This window comes from Furfurilactobacillus milii, assembly GCF_009864005.1.
Classification (GTDB): Bacteria; Bacillota; Bacilli; order Lactobacillales; family Lactobacillaceae; genus Furfurilactobacillus; species Furfurilactobacillus rossiae_B.
On record NZ_WEZQ01000018.1, the window covers coordinates 1 to 22,390 of the forward strand.

Annotated in this window: 13 protein-coding genes, 2 pseudogenes and 1 CRISPR repeat array; of the genes and pseudogenes, 5 read left to right on the top strand and 10 right to left on the bottom strand. The window is 41.4% G+C overall.

Going from position 1 to position 22,390, the window contains the following annotated elements:
- The first annotated feature begins 421 nt into the window (after window positions 1-421).
- Both GB993_RS09665 and GB993_RS09670 read left to right on the top strand, forming a co-directional pair.
- On the top strand, window positions 422-1,195 hold the full coding sequence (locus tag GB993_RS09665; RefSeq protein WP_161004130.1) for an ABC transporter ATP-binding protein: 774 nt from the start codon (window positions 422-424) through the stop codon (window positions 1,193-1,195).
- Entirely contained in the window at window positions 1,196-2,893 is a 1,698-nt protein-coding gene (locus tag GB993_RS09670) for a hypothetical protein (RefSeq protein ID WP_161004131.1), read from the top strand.
- Window positions 2,894-3,045: 152 nt separating this feature from the next.
- Here GB993_RS09670 and GB993_RS09675 read toward each other — a convergent pair whose 3' ends face one another.
- From GB993_RS09675 to GB993_RS09695, 5 genes and pseudogenes are all read right to left on the bottom strand, one after another.
- On the bottom strand, window positions 3,046-3,510 hold the full coding sequence (locus GB993_RS09675) for a MarR family winged helix-turn-helix transcriptional regulator (RefSeq protein WP_161000705.1): 465 nt from the start codon (window positions 3,508-3,510) through the stop codon (window positions 3,046-3,048).
- 124 nt (window positions 3,511-3,634) lie between these two features.
- A pseudogene (locus GB993_RS09680) lies at window positions 3,635-5,291 on the bottom strand (peptide ABC transporter substrate-binding protein).
- Between the two features lie 415 nt (window positions 5,292-5,706).
- Window positions 5,707-6,303 carry a helix-turn-helix transcriptional regulator gene (locus tag GB993_RS09685; RefSeq protein ID WP_161004132.1) on the bottom strand — a complete coding sequence of 199 codons (597 nt, stop codon included), beginning with the start codon at window positions 6,301-6,303 and terminating at the stop codon, window positions 5,707-5,709.
- 242 nt (window positions 6,304-6,545) lie between these two features.
- On the bottom strand, window positions 6,546-7,916 hold the full coding sequence (locus GB993_RS09690; RefSeq protein ID WP_161004133.1) for a PTS transporter subunit EIIC: 1,371 nt from the start codon (window positions 7,914-7,916) through the stop codon (window positions 6,546-6,548).
- 5 nt (window positions 7,917-7,921) lie between these two features.
- On the bottom strand, window positions 7,922-10,162 hold the full coding sequence (locus GB993_RS09695) for a glycoside hydrolase family 3 C-terminal domain-containing protein (RefSeq protein WP_161004134.1): 2,241 nt from the start codon (window positions 10,160-10,162) through the stop codon (window positions 7,922-7,924).
- 269 nt (window positions 10,163-10,431) lie between these two features.
- Between GB993_RS09695 and GB993_RS09700 the strand changes: the two genes are divergently transcribed.
- Together GB993_RS09700 and GB993_RS09705 are read left to right on the top strand one after the other, a co-directional pair.
- Window positions 10,432-11,676 carry a peptidoglycan bridge formation glycyltransferase FemA/FemB family protein gene (locus tag GB993_RS09700; protein ID WP_161004135.1) on the top strand — a complete coding sequence of 415 codons (1,245 nt, stop codon included), beginning with the start codon at window positions 10,432-10,434 and terminating at the stop codon, window positions 11,674-11,676.
- Between the two features lie 267 nt (window positions 11,677-11,943).
- A complete protein-coding gene (locus tag GB993_RS09705; protein WP_017261324.1) occupies window positions 11,944-13,116 on the top strand; it encodes an iron-containing alcohol dehydrogenase in 1,173 nt (390 codons plus the stop codon).
- 95 nt (window positions 13,117-13,211) lie between these two features.
- Here the strand turns inward: GB993_RS09705 and GB993_RS09710 are convergent.
- A pseudogene (locus GB993_RS09710) lies at window positions 13,212-13,573 on the bottom strand (bacteriocin immunity protein).
- Window positions 13,574-13,743: 170 nt separating this feature from the next.
- On the opposite strand from GB993_RS09710, the gene GB993_RS09715 reads away from it, so the two are divergent.
- On the top strand, window positions 13,744-14,622 hold the full coding sequence (locus GB993_RS09715; protein WP_161004136.1) for a DMT family transporter: 879 nt from the start codon (window positions 13,744-13,746) through the stop codon (window positions 14,620-14,622).
- A 47-nt stretch (window positions 14,623-14,669) separates the two neighbouring features.
- Window positions 14,670-16,091: a CRISPR direct-repeat array (repeat unit 36 nt; unit sequence GTTCTTAACCCTATTGATCTGACATACATCTAAAAC).
- A gap of 29 nt (window positions 16,092-16,120) precedes the next feature.
- Here the strand turns inward: GB993_RS09715 and csn2 are convergent.
- The 4 genes from csn2 to cas9 all read right to left on the bottom strand — a co-directional run bounded on the left by csn2 (window position 16,121) and on the right by cas9 (window position 22,304).
- Entirely contained in the window at window positions 16,121-16,789 is a 669-nt protein-coding gene (gene csn2 / locus GB993_RS09720; protein ID WP_161004137.1) for a type II-A CRISPR-associated protein Csn2, read from the bottom strand.
- Window positions 16,786-17,091, bottom strand: coding sequence for a CRISPR-associated endonuclease Cas2 (gene cas2 / locus GB993_RS09725; protein WP_017261329.1), 306 nt, complete (start codon window positions 17,089-17,091; stop codon window positions 16,786-16,788). Before cas2 ends, csn2 begins: the two co-directional genes overlap by 4 nt.
- Complete coding sequence (gene cas1 / locus GB993_RS09730) at window positions 17,069-17,974, bottom strand: type II CRISPR-associated endonuclease Cas1 (protein WP_161004138.1); 906 nt, start codon at window positions 17,972-17,974, stop codon at window positions 17,069-17,071. The genes cas2 and cas1 overlap by 23 nt, the downstream gene beginning before the upstream one ends.
- A 208-nt stretch (window positions 17,975-18,182) precedes the next feature.
- Entirely contained in the window at window positions 18,183-22,304 is a 4,122-nt protein-coding gene (gene cas9, locus GB993_RS09735; protein ID WP_161004139.1) for a type II CRISPR RNA-guided endonuclease Cas9, read from the bottom strand.
- Between the last annotated feature and the right edge of the window lie 86 nt (window positions 22,305-22,390).

Here is a 22,390-nt window from a genome sequence, read left to right on the forward strand (position 1 = left end):
AAGATCAGCTCCTAAAAAATGGGTTTGTGGTAAACACCATTTTAAAGGAAGCTGATCTTTTTTGTCCGAACAGCGTTCGGATTAATTTTACAATCTACCGTAAGAGTATCTTTTTCATCTGTCAAGCTGTGAAAACATTAACAAATCATGCATTGAATAAGCTGTCATACTAATATTTACACGACTTTTCATAAAAATCAGTCGCTAATGACGAGAACACAACTCTTTATTTGTGGGAGTAGCCCGTTTATCGCGTTTTCACAAATTTTGACGATTTGTTCCACGTGAAACAGAATTAGCAGCCAGTCAAAACTTCAATTCATATATTTTAGATAACAGTTTTAGACAATTCTCTTTTTGCCATTTAAAACCTGTCTTACGGTAAAATAAGAGAAAAGTTATTTCATGGGAGGCGTTTAACATGACAGATGTTTTATCGTTGAACCACGTGGCCAAACACTTTGAAAATCATCAGGTGCTAAAAGACGTGACATTCGCAATTCCAGCGGGTCAAATCGTCGGCTATATCGGTCAAAATGGTGCTGGTAAGAGTACCACTTTAAAAATCATTCTTGGCCTAGAGGAACCCAGCGACGGTGAGATAACTATTTTAGGCCAGTCGCTACACGATCAACGTGATGCACTTATGCAGCAAATTGGTTATGTACCCGAAAATGCTGATATTTTCGAAGCGCTCACGGCCAACGAATACCTTAGTTTTATTGGACAACTCTATGGGTTAACGGAGGCGGATGCTCGCTACAAAGCGCAACAGTTGCTCACCATTTTGGGCAATGGGGATAGCTTCAATAAACCCATCAGCAGTTTTTCGAAAGGCATGCGGCAGAGTGTATTGATTATCGCGAGTCTGCTACACAATCCCGACTTACTGTTTTGGGATGAACCACTAAATGGGCTCGACGCCAATACTGTCCTAATTATTGAAGAGGTCTTGGGTAAACTTCGGAATCAAGGCAAAACCATCTTTTACTCGTCTCATATTTTAGATGTCGTCCAGGCTGTTAGTGACCAAATCTTATTACTTCATGATGGCCGGGTAGCAGCCCATGGAACGTTTGCCGACCTATCCAATAGCGCTGACACTACCCTTCAACAGCTGTTCAACGACATGACCGGTTTCAAAGAACATGGTGAAAAGGCCCAAGCGTTCATTGACGTATTGGGGGTGTCCTAAATGCTCTATAAAAAAAGTAAAACCAACAAAGAAAGTGGGCTACTTGTTTTTTTGGATCGCTTTCAATCATTATTTGCCAAACGCAACGTCAATTACAGGCAACTACGACTCATTTTGAAATATAAGCTATTGCTCGACACTCGTGACACGTCATTTTTCACTGTCTTTATGCAGATGCAAACAAGCAACACTAAGCAAGATGACGAGATTCCCACTGCGCGTGGGCTTTTACGGTCACTGTGGTATTACGGTATCTATGGCGTAATTTTTGGACTATTGCTATTATTCGGAACTTCATTTTCGGCCATGTGCTACTTTTTTCTCGCCTATTTCATGATATTATTCACCACTATTTTATCGAGTTTTTCGTCCGTATTACTTGATCCGCGAGATCGACAGATTATTGGCGTTCGTGGCGTTAACAATCAAACGCTGAATGCAGCGCGTTTGATTCACATCAGCTACTATGTTGGCATTATCGCTTTTCTGCTTGTTGGCCCGGCGTTTCTAATATTGATTTGGCGAGCATCCCCAGTATTTGCCATCTTGTTTTTAATCGATGTCGTTTTGTTCACAATTTTCACATCGTTTGTTGCCTTATTGCTATACTTTGTCATTCTTCATACGTTTAATGGCGACAAGCTCCGCAATATGATTAACGTTTTTCAAGTTGCTTTTATGATTTTAATCTATGCGGCTACCCAGTTGCCAAACTTGCTGGACAATCTCGATGTCAGTTTTACGATTTCGCCAATATGGCACTGGTGGAGCATCATTGCTTTTCCATTTTGGTTTGCCGCCCCATTAGCTGCGTGGCAAAGCGCATGGACCCCAAGTCTAATCATCTTCACCAGCTTTGCTATCCTGGGGTTAATCTTAAGTGTTATCTACTACCTTCACATCAGTAGTCAATTTGAAGTTATGTTAGAAAAATTGGCCGTTCATTCGGATAAAACACCACGTATTGGCGTTTGGCAACAATTAATGGCCTGGCCGTACCGTCATAACCTTCGCAAACGTGAGTATTTCAACCTAGCCTGGCGGCTCAACCAAACCGAACGCGACTACCATCTGCGGGTATATCCTGTTTTAGGGCTCACCGTGGTCATCGTATTCGTTTTTCTTGTCGAATTCGGTATCGACGGCGGTCATTGGGAAGCACTTTTGCAGAATCGTTGGCTAACGCTGACTGTTTACGCAATGTCTTTTAGTATTCCACAACTGATTATTAATCTTCGATACAGTAGTACCCCCGAAGCTATGAATGTTTTTAAAGTTATTCCTGAGTTTCATGCACAGGTCTTTCGTCAAGCAACTATTTGGATGGTTGTTGCTAGATTATTAATCCCACAGGCGCTGTTACTTGCGGTGTTATTAACCCCATTACTTGGTTGGCAGGCCTTAATCACGGATATTAATGCAACGCTTTATTCGCTATTAATTTCTCAAATTATTGCTGGGCAAAGCATGAAATTGCCGTTTGCCGCTGTATATACAGCCAGTCAATCCAGTAGTCTTGGCCTAGCCAACTCGTTTATAACCGTGTTAGTCCTCATCCCCGGTGTTGGTCTTAATGCAGTCGCTTTAATTCCAAAATTCGGTTGGGGCAACTTCTTAATTACTGTGGCGTGGCCAATTATTTTGGACCTCGCATTACATCAATCAAATAAGGCCGTTACTATCAGTTCTCAAGGGTAGCCAAAATACAAAAAGTTGAAAAGTAGCAGTCTGAAATAACTTCGCCTACCACTCGATTCCACAAAAAAACGCTGCGCAAGCCAATGGGCCATTAGTGACCCATTTTCTTACACAGCGTTTTTGTATAACTTATTTCTGACTGTCGCCAGCAACTACTTAGCGGACAAATCTTCGCCTTCGACAGCTTTTAACCGATCTGACAAATCAAACATTGCTGAACGTGAGTTTACGTAGGTATCGTCATCGTAATTCAGCAAATCCTGACAATCAGTTACATGTTGGTAAATTTCATCGCGTTTGGACTTCGCCTTAGCCGTCAATTTAACGACAACCTGACGTTCGTCAACCTTTGACCGTGTCCGTTTGACCCAACCATTGGCTTCCAAACGGCGTAACAGTGGCGTTAAAGTACCGCTGTCCAAGCTGACACGTTCACCAATTTCATTGACCGTTAACTTGTCCTGTTCCCATAACACACATAGGGCAATGTATTGTGGGAATGTTAGTCCGTAAGGCTTCAGTGTTTCAATATAAAAATGATTAAATAATTTATTCGCGTTATAAACGGCGACACAAAGCTGGTCGTCGATCAAACGTGGTTTAACGTCTGCTGCCATGGTGATTCCTCCATTTACAATGCCACTTAAAGATCCTTTTTAATATCAACAAGACTATCACACAGGACCCTTAAAAATCCAGTTACATAATTGAGAATCATTCATGACATTTGCCAGACTTTTATTACTTGATACTAGTGTACTTGTAGTTCCACTGAGTACCAGCCGTGTTATGAATGATTCCCCGAACGTTGTTTTGTTGCAAATAAGCATAGTTTGCCTGATACAATGGTGTGAAACTTTGTACCTGATTTAAATATTGACTGGCTTGAATCAGATCTTGCCACCGCTTCTCAGAATCGTTAGCGTCTGTATTTTGGGCACGATCAATCAAATCATCGTACTTTGTATCTGACCACTTACCGTAATTATACGCCGTATTTGTCTGAGGGATTTGTAAAAAGGTAATTGGATCATTAAAATCACCGCCCCAACCCGAAAGCATGATATCGAAATCGCCCTTTTGACCTTGCTGGTTAGCAGCTTTAGAAGGAATTGAGCGAATGTTCAACGTCAGTCCAGGCAAGTTTTTCTCAAGCTGGCTCTTAAGGAATTGTGCCACCATCGGGCTCGTGCCATCGTCATCCGTTGACAGCAGGGTAAGTGTGATTTTTTTCTGATCAATTTCTTTCAAACCTGTGGCAAACTTTTTCTTGGCTAATACCGGTTCATAAGCGACTGTGTGGGCAACTTTCTGCTCACTAGCAAAGTCCTTTTTGTTCTTGGCATCAGTGGCTAATCCACCTGGAACAAACCCAGTTGGCACGCGTGAACCATCACCCAAAACCTTCTCAGTCAACTGAGCTCGGTCAACAGACAGTGCGACCGCCTGACGAATGTTTAAATTATTTGTTGCCTTGTTATTTGTGGCATCAGAATCATGAAAATTCCATTTCAAATACGTCATGTAAGAATATGGATACTGACGGAATCGCGGGTCATCTTTGTAGTTTTTAACCTGCTGGTTAGACAATAACGTCAAACTTAATTTCTTTTGATCAAAAATTTCTACACCAGTCGTGTTGTTACCAATAACTTGGTACGTAATTTTGTGTAACTTAACGACTTTTTTTATCCCAGTACTGATTGTTCTTGACGAACTGCCAGCGGTTGCCGGTGCCGTTCCAACCCGTCATCTTAAACGGACCACTGTACACCATATACTTTGAAGAGGTGGCATACTTCTTACCATATTTATCAACGATTCGTTGGTTCTGCGGTGCAAATAGCGGATACGCCATCAACAGTTTAAAATACGCAATTGGCCGCTCTAACTGCACAACAACCGTGTTTTTATCCGGTGCACTGATTCCCAACGATTTAACAGATGCTTGACCAGCATTTACACGATTAGCATTCTTGATACCATCAAATAAATAAGCATATTGTGACTTAGTCGATGGTGTTAACGTACGGCGCCATGAATAAACAAAGTCCTTTGCAGTCAGCGTGTCGCCGTTACTCCATTTTAAGTTTGGTCTCAAATGAAAAGTGTAAGTTTTCCCATCCTGACTAACCTCAGCGGATTTTGCCAAACCGGGCGTAAGACTGCCCTTCTTGCCTAACCGATAAAAGCTCTCGAATACGTTACCGGTTTGACCATAACCAGTAGCTTTAGACAAATCAATTGTATCTAGTGGTGCTTGGGCCGACAGTTTAAGGGTCTGCCGATCACTGCTAGTGTTTTTCTTGCCACATGCCGTTAGTACCAATGCCATAAGTGCCAGCAATACCGTCATTAACGTGAGAACTCTTCCACGTCGCTTTAAAAGTAATTTCATGCTTGTCATACCCCTCAAATTTATTAATTGATGTGGATAAGATTTGCATCAGTGAAACATGAACGACAATATTTTTAAATCGTCCAGTATACACAAAAAACGCATCTTATCCACGAATGGACAAAATGCGTTGTCACATGATTCTTTTTTTACGTTGACCGCCAAACTTCAAACTAGCGTGCCATCGTCACTAAAGAAATCCCGTTGTGTCAACAGACATTGTTCACCATGGTCATCGACTTGGTTGATAAACAGTTTTGACAACAACAGAATTGTTTTAATGACATGTTTGGCACTCCTTTTGCTTAAAATTTATTAGTCCATGACTAACTGAAAGTAAGCATAACCATTTCAGTTCAGCGCGTCAACGATTTTTTATGAGATTTCGAAATTTGAAAAGTTAAACACCCAGCAATCAACTTAACTGAACTATAAAACGGTAAATAAAATACGGAACCATTGCAACTAACGCTAAAATTAGACCGCACAGCGTAAAGGCCATGACAATTTTTGTTTCGTCCCACCCATCACGCCACCGATTACGTTGCTGGCGTAACCGATCAACATTTTCGCCATTCATATAAGCGATAATTTCTTTATATGTGTGCACATCAGCTTTGTGATTTAGATACTCTATATGACAACTGACCAGGAAAGCCGCAATAAAGAAAAATCCGGGAGCCAGAAGCACCCATCCTCCTCTTGGTAAGAACATTGATGGCACTATCGCAATAAATCCAGCAACTGTCAATCCAAGCATCCATTTCACATCACGATCTGTTTTGTCGGTATACACTTTATGTTGCATCACCGTCACATCTCCTTTCACTAATTCATCTAGAGAGGTGTCAAACAGATTGCTAAGCAGTAGCAGATTTTCAATGTCCGGATAATGTCGTCCATTTTCCCAGTTAGAAATCGTTTGTCGCGACACATATAGTCTCTCGGCAAGCTCATCTTGGGTTAATTTTAGTTGCTGACGATGAGACTGAATCTGATTACCAATATGCATGTTGGCACCTCTCATTTTGAATTGTCTCAGGATACGCAAATTTTACCATCTAAGATGTTTATCAGTCACTCTAAATCGTTTTTACATTGCCATTTGTCAGTAGTTATAGCTCACTTTCTCACACTTTTTGGGCATTCTATTGCGGCGCTGCAAACATGAAAAAAGCGCCAGCATTCAACTGGCACTTTTAATTATTTCCCAGGAAATATACCAACCCGACACAGCATATTTCGTACTATTGCCTATTTGTTAACGCCTAGCTTTTTCTCATCGAAGCCAAAGATTACCGTCAATAAGGTGCTGACAATAAAGGCCACTGAAATGCCAACAACGTACCAAATGAAGGTTGGTGTAGCAAAGCCGGGAAGCGTAGTCAAAGCACCGAAAACTGCAGCGACGCCATCAACGTGGAAAAATCCGATAACGGCGCCACCAGTCGCACCACCTAAACAGGCGGCGATAAACGGCCGACGCATTGGAATGGCAAATCCCCAAATAGTTGGCTCACCAATTCCCGCTACCAGTAGCGAAATTAAACCTGAACTAGCCAGAGAACGTGTTTTAGCCATCCGTGCTCGAATCAGTACACCCATTGCGGCACCGGCAATACCAAAGTTAGAGGTGGCTGCCATTGGAATGATAAAATCGTGACCCGCACTGGCCAAGTTTTGCCAGATAATCGGAAGAATTGACCAATGCAGGCCAAAGATAACGAAGACCGGCCACAAGCCACCAATAACTGCTCCAGTAATCGTGGAGTTTGCCCTTACCAGCCAAGCCATAACTGCGGCTAATCCTTGCCCTAGGTAAATGCCGATTGGACCTACAACAATCAGAACCAAAGGCACAACGACGACTAACGCTAGTAGCGGAACAAAAATGACTTGAAGGTTAGGCGTGATAATTCGTTTGAGACCTTTCTCAACATAGCTATATAACCAAATTGCTAAGAATGCAGGAATCACGGTTGAAGAATATTGCTGCAGAACCACTGGAATGGTAAAGAAGTGTGTTATCCCGGTGGTCGCACCGTGGTGAAGTAAATTGACAATATTTGGCTCCATCAATGCCGCTACGATCACAGCACTACTAATCTGGTCAACCTTGAAAGCTCTTCCTGCTGAAAATGCCAGCAGGATTGGCAGAAAGTAGAATACTGCATTAGAAGCCGCATACAGAATGTGGTAAGTACTACTATTCGCGCTTAGCCAATGGAGTTCAGTTGAGAGAACCAGTAAACCACGCAGAATACCCGAACCAGCAAACATCGGAATAATTGGAATGAATATTTGAGAAACAAAGTCGAGCACTCTGCCGACCACATTTTTCGTTTTAATATTAGCGTTATTCCGCGTTAACGCTCGTGTCAGCTGGCTACCATAATCGTCAAATTCAATGTCGTCATTCGGTACCAACTTTAGATCCGTGCCCTTAAGGCTAACATCGTCCCAAACTGGGATTGCTCTTAACGCTGCAACTTGCTCCTCCGTCAGTTTGGTCTTCGTGGTGATTTTCATTAAATCTGTCGTCGCTGAGACCGACATCACGTTATCCCGCCCACCAAGCGCGGAAATGACGGGATCAAAATCAAATTTCGTTTCCTTCTTTGCCATCAGAATCACTCCCTTTTACTGTGAGTTGAACGATTAGCAAACTTCAAAAATTGCGATAATTGATCACCTGTAGCACCGAGTGTCAGTACATGTCGTATTGGCATATTCATCAGAAATGCCGCCCCTGGACCTGCAGCCCGTAACTTTTCAAACACGACATCTAAGCCTGATTTGGCAGCGGCCGGGGCCAGTGACGAATCATCCATCACGTCATTGATGTAACTATCTAATGTTACCCGGTCTTGTGCGGCGCCCCAGTTCAACTGGATCGTCTTCTGCAGGCGGATGTCGTCTGAGGCAGAACCAACCAGAATGTCGTAACTGCCGTTGTCGACCCGCCACCCTGGCTTACTTTCGTCATACCAACTGAATGCACGACGCGGCAATGTTATGCTGACTAACTGGCTTTCACCAGCATCCAGCGTTGTTTTTTCAAACCCTGCCAGCGTTTTAACCGGCATTTCAACGGTGCTGGCATGATTGGCTACATAAACTTGAACAGCTTCGCGACCACTTCGTTTGCCAGTGTTCGTGAGCTTAAATGTCACGGCAACTGAATCGCCTTGGTCTACGATTTTTAATCCAGAGTACTTAAAAGTCGTGTAGCTAAGGCCGTGACCAAACGCAAATCTGACTGGCTGCTGTTTTACGTCATAATAGCGATAACCGACAAATAGCCCTTCATGATAGTTTTCTTCACTGTAACTGCGAGCAAACGTGCCATAGGTGGGATTGTCCGCCAACTTTAACGGAAAGGTCTCAGCTAATTTACCAGATGGATTCACTGCTCCGGATAAAACATCCCAGGTTGCCTCGCCAACCGCTTCGCCAGCTAAATAAGTCTCCAAAATAGCAGGCACCTTATCAGCCCATGGCATTTCAACAACAGACCCGTTTTCAAGTACAACAACGACATGTGGATTGACTCTCAAAATTCGTTGAAGCAGGGCTACTTGTGCTTCTGGCAAGGACATCGTCGTTTTATCGAATCCCTCAGATTCCATTGACTCTGGAAAACCGGCAAAGAACACGACTTTATCTGCATTTTGCGCATTGGCCACCGCTTCATCGATCATGGATTGGTCTGCGTCGTCGCCGTCAATTGCGTACCCGGGCGCATAAGTGATTTCGTTTGGCAAAGCACGGGCGGCATCCAATGGTGTGACGACCTGATAAGCATTCACGTGGGAACTACCACTGCCTTGATAACGCGGTTGGTTAGCAAACGCACCGACGATGGCTAGCCGATCTTGCGGTTTGATCGGCAGCATGTCTGACTCGTTCTTTAACAAAATGAGCCCATCGTCAGCTGCTTCACGGGCCTTAGTATGTTGTTCATCCATCGGATACGGCGAGACTTCTTGGGTATTTCCCCATTTTTCAACGGTCTTTAAGACGTACAGCACTGCCCGATTCAAGGTTGCTATGCTTAGTTCACCACTTTTGACACCGTTGATTACAGCATCTTCTGATTCTGGTGAGTGACCTGGCATCTCTAGATCCAAGCCAGCTCTCAAGGCTGCCACTTGGTCAACCACAGCACCCCAATCTGACAGAATTAGGCCATCAAATCCCCGCTCGTGCCGCAAAACGTCCGTTAATAACCACTGATTTTGGGAGTTTAATGTCCCATTAATGGCGTTATACGACACCATTACACTAGCTGGATGCACATCGGCCACGACTTTTTCAAACGCTTCGAGGTAAATTTCTCGCAGTACCCGTTCGCTCATGTTGGAGGAGTTGGTAAAACGTTGGCTTTCACGATTATTGGCCGCAAAGTGTTTGATGCTGACACCCACGCCCATCTCTTGAACACCCCGCACATACGCGGCTGCTATTTCTCCCGTCAAATATGGATCTTCAGAGAAGTATTCAAAGTTGCGGCCAGCCAACGGACTTCGTTTGATATTCATGCCAGGCCCCAGCAATAAACTGATCTGCTCGTGACTGGCGGCAGTGCCGAGCGCTTTACCGGTGTCATGCATCATCTCGCGGTCAAACGTACTAGCGGCCAGCGCCGACCCAGGAAAATTAACGGCCGTTACACTCTTATTAACGCCCGTCGCATCAGTTCCTTCTTCCTGTTTGCGCAATCCAGAAGGCCCATCTGTCATCATCATCCGCCCAACATTGAGCCGCTGAACGCCAGCGGTGTACCAAAAATCTTTACCAGAAACTAGTGCGGCCTTTTCAGCCAGTGTTAACTGATCGACAAAAGCCTCATCAACTTTAAATTGTTTCATTTTTCGCACCTCATTTGTCAGATATGTTTAACAATCGTCTTTTCAGACACATGCTAAACCGCAGCAAACGGCGCTCGCATTAAAAACGTTTTCATTTCAATAAATAACAGTATTAATATTTCCGGGGCATAGTTAGGTCACCATCTTTTAAAACTACTGATAACTTTCTTAAGAAAAATTCCTGTTACCGTTTTAATAATCAACTTTAAGGCCTTTTAAAGGTCGAACCCTGATAGTGAGGCTAATCTTGATTTGATGGAGGTTTGCCTATGTTAACTGTAAAAGAAATCGATCCTACCGAATTTATGTCGTTTGAACAACATTGTCCCACCGGGAATTTTTATCAAACCATCTGGCAACAACAAGTCTTATTACGGGAACATAACCTCACCACGTTTCGTGGCCTATATGAAGACGATGAATTAATTATGGCCGCACTATTGGTCGGTCGAAAAATTCATTTCGGTTATCGGTTCGAAGTATACGGTGGACCAGTGATTGCACCGAACAAAGTCAGTGTCGCCCGACTACGCGTCTTTCTTGCCGACTTGGAGCAATATGCCTTTCAGCATCAAGGACTCGAATTGAAGCTCGTGCCGAATCTAGACTGTCACGTTCTGGATAACGACGGTACAATCATTGATTCGCAAAATGAAGCACTAACGCAAGCGCTCTCCGAAATCGGCTACCGTTACGCTAACTTCAAGTCAGCTGGGTATAAGACCGCTGCGCATGCTAATCACTACGTTTATAAAAAGGATCTAAGTCACTTGAACGCTGATACCTTGACCAAAAGTTATAGTTCTAAAGCACGCTATAACCTTAATAAAGCCAAAGAGTTTGGCGTCACCCTCCGACAAATTCCGTTTGATGAACTCAGTGAATTTAAATACAACACCAATAAAACGGCTGAGCGGCTGCACTTTAAAGACAAGCCACTCGCTTATTACCAAGATGCTTTTGAAACGTATGGCAACCGCGTCCAGTTTGTCGTGGCTGAACTGAATTTGGACAATTATATTGCCATTTATCAGAAAAAAATCACGCACAACGATGCACAAATAAGTGAACTTATCGCCAAACGTAAAGGTTACAACGAAGCCAAGATTGCTGAACTCAAGCGGCAATCAAATAATCACACGCGAAAAATCGCCCAGGCTAAAATGTTTGCTGACGAATATGGCACGACGTTAAATATCGCCGGTGCAATGTTTATCAGCCAACCACAAGAAATGGACTATGTTTTCAGTTACACAAACGAAGAATTCAAAATGTTTCGTGGCCCATTTCTCATTCAGGATGCCATGATGCACGAAGCAATCAACCAACACATCCAAACGTACAATTTTCTCGGTATTGCCGGTGAGTTCGATGGCTCTGATGGCGTGTTTGAGTTCAAAAAGGGATTTAATGGTTATCCAGCGGAAGAAATTGGGGAATTTACCAAGATTTTACGACCAGCAAAATACCAAATCATTTCAACATTAAGAGGACTTAAACAGCTCGTTTCTTAAAAATTCCCCTCACTATTTCAAATGTGTGCTGCTTGTTAACAGTTAAATTACGCAACAAATAAATAGTCACGCTTGTGAATTTTGTTTATTATCTATGAAAGCGATTCCGTGAAAACAGCAAGATAATAACTAGCATATAACCCTTGCAATAATCGAGTTTGTGAATCATTAAAAATGGTCTTGATAATTGTAACTTTTATAGTTATAGTTTATTTGTGAATGAGTTGTTAAATGTTTTCACAAATAATGAAAGAAGGTTTTTCAGTTATGGCTGAACGTAGTTACGATTTCTTAATGCCAAGTGTTAATTTCTTTGGCCCTGGTGTCATTGAAAAGATTGGTGACCGTGCCAAGATGTTAGGCATGAAGAAACCTGTTATCGTCACTGACAAGTTTTTGGAAGGTTTGAAAGATGGTGCCGTTCAACAAACTTTGGCTTCATTGGACAAAGCTGGCGTTGATTACGTTGTTTACAACAATGTTGAACCAAACCCGAAGATCCGTAATATTAAAGAAGTTAAGAAGTTATATGAAGAATCTGGTGCCGACTCAATCATCACTGTCGGTGGTGGTTCTGCTCATGATACTGGTAAAGGTGCCGGTATCATCCTGACAAACGGTGACGACATTACTAAGTTGGCCGGTATTGAAACCTTGGACAAGGCTTTACCACCATTGATTGCCGTTAACACGACTGCCGGAACTGGTTCAGAATTGACCCGTCATGCCGTTATCACGAACGAAGAAACACACTTGAAGTTCGTTGTTGTTTCATGGCGTAACATTCCGTTGGTTTCCTTCAACGACCCAACTTTGATGTTGGACGTACCAGCCGGTTTAACTGCCGCAACTGGGATGGATGCCTTCGTTCAATCCATCGAACCTTACGTTTCCGTTGACCACAACCCAATCACAGACTCACAATGTATCGAAGCGATCAAATTGATCGAAACTTCCTTACGTGAAGCCGTTGCAAATGGTCACAACCTGGAAGCTCGTACTAAGATGGTTGAAGCTGAAATGTTAGCCGGAATGGCCTTCAACAATGCTAACTTAGGTTACGTTCACGCCATGGCTCACCAACTTGGTGGTCAATATGACGCCCCACATGGTGTCTGCTGTGCATTGCTGTTGCCTTACGTTGAAGAATACAACATCGTTGCTGACCCAGAACGCTTTGCTGAATTAGCTAAGATCATGGGCGAAAACACTGATGGTTTGTCAACTCGTGACGCCGCTGAATTGTCCATCAAGGCCATGAAGCAAATGTCACAGGATGTTGGTATTCCAAAGTCCATCAAGGAAATTGGTGCAAAGCCTGAAGACTTTGAATTGATGGCCGAAAACGCCTTGAAGGATGGGAACGCCTTCTCCAACCCTCGTAAAGGTACTAAAGAAGATATCATCAAGATCTTCCAAGCAGCTTACGACGCTAAATAAGTTTTAACAAGACACATTAAATTTAAGTAGTAACCGAAAATAGTGATCATCCAAAATGTTGGATGACCACTATTTTTATGCCTCAAAATTACTTTTTATCGCTTAGGAATCTTTTCTAACAGACTGTAGAATTGTGATTTGTCAGAGTAATCTGCCATGTAGACGCCATTTAGCCCTGCCTTTTGACCAATCGTCTCCAGTTCAATGACCAGATTTTCTTGGTCGGATGGAAAATCAATCTTAGCCTTCAGCGCCTGACTTCTAATATAGTTGACGAGTCTGTTAACCAGCGCTTCGGGATTTTTGACATCATCCATTTTTTTGTATGACGTAATAACACATCTGTGATATCACGTAATTCCGAAGACTGATCTTTTCGAACAATCAACTGATTGTATAAATCATCTATGTATTGCTTTGCGTTTGCTCTAACCGTTAAATCCTTGTCTGTACTCATATAATCGCTCCTTTTTAGGTATTAGTAGAAAAATATTGTTGTATAACTATACTTTTCCTATTGTAAACGTTTTCTAGTGAGAGAGAAAGACGCAATGTTCCCAAACGGTGTTTACAATTGTAGCAACAGCATGATAGCGTTGAATAATATCAGTGTAAAAGGCGGGCATCATGAAAAAGACATCGTCATTAAGTGGCCATATTGGGGCACTCATTACCATTTTTCTGTGGGGTACAACGTTTATTTCAACAAAAGTACTGTTACGCAGTTTTCAGCCGGTAGAAATTTTACTCATTCGTTTTATCATTGGTGCAATCGCATTATTCCTCATTTATCCGAAAATTTTTAAGTTTACGTCGTGGAAACGTGAAGGAACGTTTGCACTTGCCGGTTTGCTAGGAATTTCACTTTATTACTTGTGCGAAAATCTAGCACTGACATACACACTTGCAGCCAACATTGGGGTCATCGTCTCCGTTTCTCCGCTCTTCATCGCCATTTTATCCGCTGTGCTTGATCACAAACGATTATCAGGTAGTTTCATGGCCGGTTTCGTATTGGCAATCGCCGGCATCGCACTCATTTCATTTAACGGAACCGGTGGCACCGGTCATGGCAGTATCATTGGTGATATATTGGCATTATTAGCGGCCGTCGTTTGGGCATTGTATTCATACATTGTGACACGCATGAACACTTTTCACTACAATTCGTTTCAAATGACGCGACGCACATTTATTTACGGTATCATTTTCATTCTGCCGATTTTCTGGCTGACCCATGGCAGCATTAATCTTTCCACCCTAGCAGAACCACTAAACCTGGCCAACATTCTGTTCTTAGGGTTGGGCGCCTCCGCGCTATGTTTTCTACTATGGACCTTTGTCGTGCAAAAACTCGGTCCTGTACAGGCCAGCATCTACCTGTACCTCGTCCCCGTCGTCACGGTAATCGCCGCGTGGCTCATACTGAAGGAACCAATTACACCAACGATGATTGTCGGCATCGTGCTGACTATTGGTGGGTTGGTGTTATCGGCGAGAAACTAACAAACAAAACTAAACCAACGAAATTGTACGTAGTTTCCTTAAACTTTATTCTCAGGTCTATTGATCTGACATACATCTAAAACATATCGTTGAACGCTGCAGACTTTTCTTCGGTTCTTAACCCTATTGATCTGACATACATCTAAAACATAAGGACGATGGTGCTTATCGTATGTGGAGTTCTTAACCCTATTGATCTGACATACATCTAAAACTAGCTCCGTAAATGACAACCTTGCCAAATTGTTCTTAACCCTATTGATCTGACATACATCTAAAACGCCCCGAGGGGTCACAAGTCTACCCGGCGCGTTCTTAACCCTATTGATCTGACATACATCTAAAACATATTGCGCGTGTATTCGTTGTTGAAATTGGTTCTTAACCCTATTGATCTGACATACATCTAAAACTTGCCATTATTGGTAATTTAATTATGAGCCGTTCTTAACCCTATTGATCTGACATACATCTAAAACGCACGTTCCCAACTGTCGACGTCGATATAGGTTCTTAACCCTATTGATCTGACATACATCTAAAACACCGCAAAAGCTGGCATGACGATGCCTAAGGTTCTTAACCCTATTGATCTGACATACATCTAAAACATTTTTTATGGCAAAAACCAGGGGAAAATTGTTCTTAACCCTATTGATCTGACATACATCTAAAACACCAGCGCATGAAATAATTTCAACAATTGCGTTCTTAACCCTATTGATCTGACATACATCTAAAACCAGCTTTCTGCCGCACATCGGGCAATAATTGTTCTTAACCCTATTGATCTGACATACATCTAAAACATGCAGATTGACCAGGCACTAGATTGGCTGGTTCTTAACCCTATTGATCTGACATACATCTAAAACGCGTCACGGCAACGAATACCGTCCGTTAACGTTCTTAACCCTATTGATCTGACATACATCTAAAACACGGCTAAGGCTGGTATGACGATGCCTAAAGTTCTTAACCCTATTGATCTGACATACATCTAAAACCAGCATTTAGAATTACGCCTAAATCTGCAAGTTCTTAACCCTATTGATCTGACATACATCTAAAACGCAAGCTATATACAGACCTTGGCGACAACGGTTCTTAACCCTATTGATCTGACATACATCTAAAACCAGAAGATAAAGAGGGTATCGGTCTAACTCGTTCTTAACCCTATTGATCTGACATACATCTAAAACAGACCATGCCTCAACAAAGTTGAAACAGGTGTTCTTAACCCTATTGATCTGACATACATCTAAAACCCGGCGCAAGTCCATTCAACTTTTACCGTCGTTCTTAACCCTATTGATCTGACATACATCTAAAACTGAATCAAGCGGTAGCTCAAAGTACGTATTGTTCTTAACCCTATTGATCTGACATACATCTAAAACCTAAGTGGGATCAACAATGTAAAAATTATTGTTCTTAACCCTATTGATCTGACATACATCTAAAACCGTTTTTCTATCACGCCTTTTTAACCTTGTTAACTACGCCAATCAACAAAATCGGCATCAATGAAAGTATAATCGCATTGCTTAAACAACTCGTGACGGTCGCGGTCTGAGAATTCTATTAGAAGCAATTGGGTCCCAATCGTTTCCACTAACTCCTCCAGCTGACAAAACTGGGTGACGTTGAGATAATGGCTCAGATTAGTTTGAACAATAATTCGATGCTCATTAATTTCAGAAAAAGTTTTAATTAACGCTTCTATTTTAGCATATGGATCCTTAGACACGTCATCGGAAAATGATAATCCTGTATTCTTCAACACTGTTTCGACATCGAGTATCGGTTTAACTTCCAAAGGCAAATCCATTAAATAACTGGCTTCAAGCACATGCGTATTCAGTTGCCTAGCTTCATCGGCCATGTTTGACCACTCATCCCCAATAACTGTTCCAAAATGCAGTAGTACCTTTCGTAATAATAGTTTATCGAGATTCACATCTAGTATTAAATCGCCTGTCCACTCACAAAGCTTTGTCACTGGTAGCAATTTCCATTCCTTATCACTAACATGGACAAAATCGATTTCATCCCTAAAACTTTGAATCAGTTTTAAGTATAAGTTTGAACTGGCAACATCAATTACTGAAATAGTACTGTCCTTCAAAGTAAAGGGTTTAAAAGACGCAAAAGCCAAGTTCATATAATCAACGTCCTTTCAGCTGAATTTCGCAAATCTTCTTTTGGAGAACCAACGAGAAAGTTCATCGCTTGATATTGTTTTTCGGTGACCATTAAAGTCTGAACAATCCCTTGTAATGGGGTCACCATTGCAATTCTTTTTTCCATCAATTCGGCCGACTGCCGTGTCACACAAACACGCACATATATGGAATATTGAATCATCAAAAATCCTTCGTTAATTAGTGCCTTTCGAAAATGACGATAATTCCGACGATCTTCAGTTGTATCCATTGGTAAATCAAACATTACCATTAATCGCATGACTCGATACCTCATTTGGAACCTCCACATCGATTTCAACCTTTTCCACATCACCAGTTAGGTAATTCACACAGTTACGAACATGCTCGCTTAAAGCATTTCGTACCAGCATCGTTTTCCCATTGAAATGAATTTCTAAATCCAGAAGCTGGACCAAACCGAACTTCACATCTGGCGTTAACTCATTAAATTTTTGCTGACTTAACCAATAATCAACGATCGGACGAAAAGGTTCCATCAAGTCTGATCCCAGATTATACGGATTCTCATCACTTCGATGATGCATACCAATACAAGTTAGGTACCCGTTGCTAACAATTTCACGGTCTACTAATGACAATAGAATTGCATAACCATAGTTTAATGCTGCATTTGTAGAATCCAACTGACGACGAGAAAATTTGTTGCCAAATAGTAGTGGAAAATACTTATGTGCTGCCACTGCTTCACGATTAGTGATGTCTCCTACTTCCAGCTGATCTAGTTCATCTACCAAAGGCGTTGTATCTATTCCCGTATTATCTAACGCCTGCATTTGACTTGTTATCTTGGCCTGTACGACATTTGTCCAAAGTCGCTGGCATCTATCGGTCTCCCAGTTCACTTGATTTGTAATTGAGTCGGCTGTTCGTTTACGTGCTTGAGTTCCCCAAAATTCGCCGACCGGTTGGCCATCTTTTCCAGAAAAAATTATTTTAGCGTGTGTACTTGCCAGTGCAGCAATCACTGCAGTTGTAATGACCGCTTGAGTAGTGCTAATTAGTAACACGTCAATGTCATCAATTGGTATTCGATAAACATTCTGATTCGTCTGCACAACAAGATTGTTAGCTGATAAAGATAACTTTGAATGTTGTGTGATAACCACGTTACGCCACCCCATATATGTTCCTCCTTGTAGTTCAAAAAATTATGTGCTATATTTTTGTTGTTGAGACCGACATACCTCAACTTTTGACCCTATTGATCTGACATACAGCGTTAAAATCAAGCAAGGCTTTCGAGCCAAGTTTAAATCTTTGGGTCCGCTATTCGGACCGTACATAGTAAAAGGGCGTCATCGAGTTCAAATTCGATGGCGCCCTTTAGTTTTACAAAGAACTAAGTGGAACAGTACGAGTGAAAAGACCTGATGGTGAGGTATAAATAAGCTTTGCATCGTGGCTCAAGAACATTTTGCTTCTATTCATTTTTCCAAATAATGTTTTTATGCCAATGGGCTTTAAATCACCAAATGATTTATTAGCGTGTAATCCAATTAACGTTCTAATAATAACCGATTTTCTACCAATATTTTCACCCACATCCTCAATTGGCAAGCCTTCAATTAGTTTTTTCTTTTCAACTAACGATTGTCTAAGTTTATTTACGTCATAAAGTTTAAAGTATTCAGATATTTGTCCAAAGATATGTTCAATAACAACATTAAACTCATCACTATTGGGTTCGGTAGCGCTTAATATCAATTGATCTTTTCGAGAAAGAAACAGTTGCTGTAAATTATGGTAATAATTAGTGGTGCCTATTGCAAAAAGCATTCCTTCATCCTGTACAACTTGATCCATCAGCATTTTGGGTACGACCAATCTAATATCTGCTGAGTCGAACTGCTTTTTTGATTCGTTATTCAAGTAAGTAAGAAAGACTCGTTGCAAATATTCGTTCGCAAATTTTTCTGACTTTTGTCGCAATTTTTGAACCATATCGGCCTGGCTAGTGTCAACACTCAACACACGGTATTTCTTAAGACTTTCTATCCAAACGATTGCCAAGTATGCAGTTGTTCCTTTACTGTATCCACCATAAATATCTGTAGGTTTACCTTGCTTTATTGGAATAAGTTTCTTACGTCCATTTTCACTAGCCTTATAAACGGTCTGTTGGAACATCGCCCCATGCTGTTGCTCCATCGCATGCTGAATCAGCATCGTCTTAAAATTATAAACATGGTCTAATTCTTTCAATTCGGCAGCTTTATCCCAAACAATTTCACCAGTGTCTTTATTCGCTAATTTAACATTCTCTAAATCTCGCTGATCTACAAGCTGCTTTTGACCATTTGTCTGTTTTGTCGCCAACTGGCCAACGAAATCAAAGCTCCGCAATCGTTTCATCGCATCCGAATTTTTAACAAAGTCTCCATAAACAAAGAATGGTTCCAAACGTGGATAACGAGCAAGCAAATAGCGCCCTATTTTTGCAGTTAATAGTGCGTCAAATGCGTGATGGTAATCATTTACGTTTCTATTCTTCGGAAAATCAAATATTTTTCTGAATTCGGAGTTTAAACCGGCTTTAATCATGACAATCTTAGTGTCATTTTTTTGATATAAATTCGATAATACGTTTGCCGTTAAACGAATCACTTGCCGGGTCTCTGTCAACTGTCGTGCCACAAATCCCGTTGCAAATTTGTCAATCTGATCTGGCCGCATCATCAAATGTTGTAACTTTCTACTCGAAATCAGACCTTGCCGATGCCATTGATTCCAAAGTTTTCCCATTTTACCCATAAATAAGTCAGAGGCAAATAATGCATTTTTATCTCTGTTTACGGCAGAGTGAACTAGTACTCTATTATCAATAGAGTCATCCTTAATTAAGCTCTGTGGCAAGATATGATCAATGTCGTAGGAAGATAAATTATCGATTGACAATGGTTCGCCAGTGTATAAATCGCGCCCATTTTGCAAAAAGTAAAGCACTAACCGATCACTAAACTTAGCCTTGGACTTAATCTTGTCTTTCAGCTCGCTTGATATAGCATCATCAACGATTTCCTTTGCTGCACCCTCATACAAATCTGTTAACTGTTGTTCTCGACTAACTGTCCGCTGACCGGGTCTTGGTGCCTCTCGGGGACTTTCAATATAGACCCAAGCGGGTGCCTGACCATGATGCGCACGTTGAATATCCTTCACAACTTTCATTACTTCACGCAGAGCCTTTTTGTTTTCGGGTGAAGTGTAGAAGCCATCAATAATTTCGTCTGTTCCCTCAGCGGTGGCCATCTTGCTTGAGTTTGCTTCGGTAATTTGACGCGCTATTTCACTATCGTTTTGAATCTGCATGAAGTTATCATTTGTGTTCCATAGCCGTTCGATGATAGTCTGGCCTTCTCCGTCACGAAGACCAGCTAACAATTTGCGAGAATGACGACCCCAACCGCGATAACGTTTTTGACTGAGCTTATTGCGTTGATCGTCATTAAGCCAACTAATATCATTTAATTTCTCTCGGAAAATGGCTGCATCTTCAAAAATTGTGGACCATGCAATTATCTGCTCAATATCGCTTTGCTTTGCGCTATCGTTAACAGCATCTGTACCTAAAATATCTTTGTAATCGATATAAGTGCTGAATGAACTATTAAACCGTAAAGGATCTGACAAGCCAGTAATTGGTACATTTTCAGACTCTTCACCATTCGCAATTAAATTTTGTTGAACTTTCTTCACTGTCACAGTCTTATATTGCATAAACAGTTGTTTAAAAAGCCGTTGTTTCTGTTCCCTGCAAATTGGCTTGCCGTTTATCATAATTTTGTTTAATTCATTTAGTACTTCAAATTTTTGATACAACAGACTTTGTTGTGGCAATACATCTTCGCCAATTAAAAATGTATCAGTCGTTTTCATTCGTTGAATAAACGCTTCACCAGACGCGGATCGATCTACTTTTTGATCAAAATTCCATGGTGTGATGGTACCCGGTTCTTTTCGAACCATCCAAGCAAATTTACTTTTTTCTGGATCTCCCTTTGTTGGCGTAACCATTGGTCCAACGTAATACGGAATCCTAAAACTGACTAATTCATCCAATTTGTATGGCAATGCGCGACGATGACTCTCAACGGGATTGACTTCACCAAGCCATGGGTAATACTTTTTTTGATTTTCAATAATTGCATCCAGTTCTTTTTGGTGCAACTGATGTGGAATGGTTCCATTAGCCTTTGTTCGCAGCTTAGGCATGAACGTTCCAACTGCAATTTCCTGAGCAATTAATTTGGCATTTTCACTAGTCGCTTCATCCTTCGCAGTGAACTTGCTTAATGCCTTATAAAAGTCTTCCTGCGTAAACTGTTTGCTATCTACCCCATCAATATAATTATCATAAGTCTGACGAATCTGTCGTCCCCTTTTACCATCTGATTGTTCCGCACAATAAGCTTTTAACAGATCTAGATTTTTACGATGATGTTCATACTTGCGGACCATTCCGTCAGAAAATGACTCAGCTTCTTTGGGAATAATGCCAGCTAACGTAATAACCCCATATAGATCATTGATCTCGTTAAAAAGACTTTGAATGGTGTCACTTTCACCGGAACCGATTGTTTCCGCAAAGTCAGCGTAGTTTTCATACTTAATTTCCCAATCACCATTCTGCGAAACATCTGCAAGAACCCACAGTTTTGTTTTAAGACCAACCATGGCCTTACTCAATTCGCCAACAAACCGTTTACGTGCAGCGTTAATGTCTTTGTCACTCGCTTTAACAAGTGTTGCCAGAATTACTTTCGTCACTGCTTTTTGACGATCATTTTGGCTCTGAGTATTGTCTAGTAAAATAGCGGTTATCGACTCAATAGAGGCATCATCAGTTGGTAATTTCAACTGCCACAAAGGATTAATTTCGTCAATTTGCTCATTCATCATTTTAAAATTATCCAGCAGTCTTAAATCTCCAACCTTAAAGTCTTTGGCACGTCCTTCTTTCAAAAAATGACCACGATATTTAACAATGTGATGCATTGCGATGTATATTTCCCGAATATCAAATTGACGATTTTCAGTCATCAAAGCACGCCGCAAATGATAAATAGTCGGATACTGATCATAAAATTCCTTATCCGTTCGATCATTAAACAAACCTTTAGCCGTCGAAAATTGTGGGTCTTTAGGTGAAATATTCGAGTATTTGAAACGTAAAAAGAAATCATTATCCTCATTTTCTCCCATACTTTCCTGAAAATGAGTCTCAAATATTTCTCGAAGAAGTCTTAGGCGCCATTTAACCCGCGACAATCGACGTCTTGTCGTCCGAAACCCCCGTCTTTCCGCTGCCGATATTCCAGCGTTAAACAGGTACGCTCCAATAACCGTCTTTCCTTTCAATCGGATAAGGTGCCCCTCAGCATCTGTCGCCACGAACCCGACAGAATTTGTACCAATATCTAGGCCAATTCCATATGGTTTTGATTTATCCATCACATATCCCTCCGCAAACGTTTTCATTGCTGTACAATTACATTTTATTACATTCACTAAACCTTACAATAAGAACTTTTTGCTCA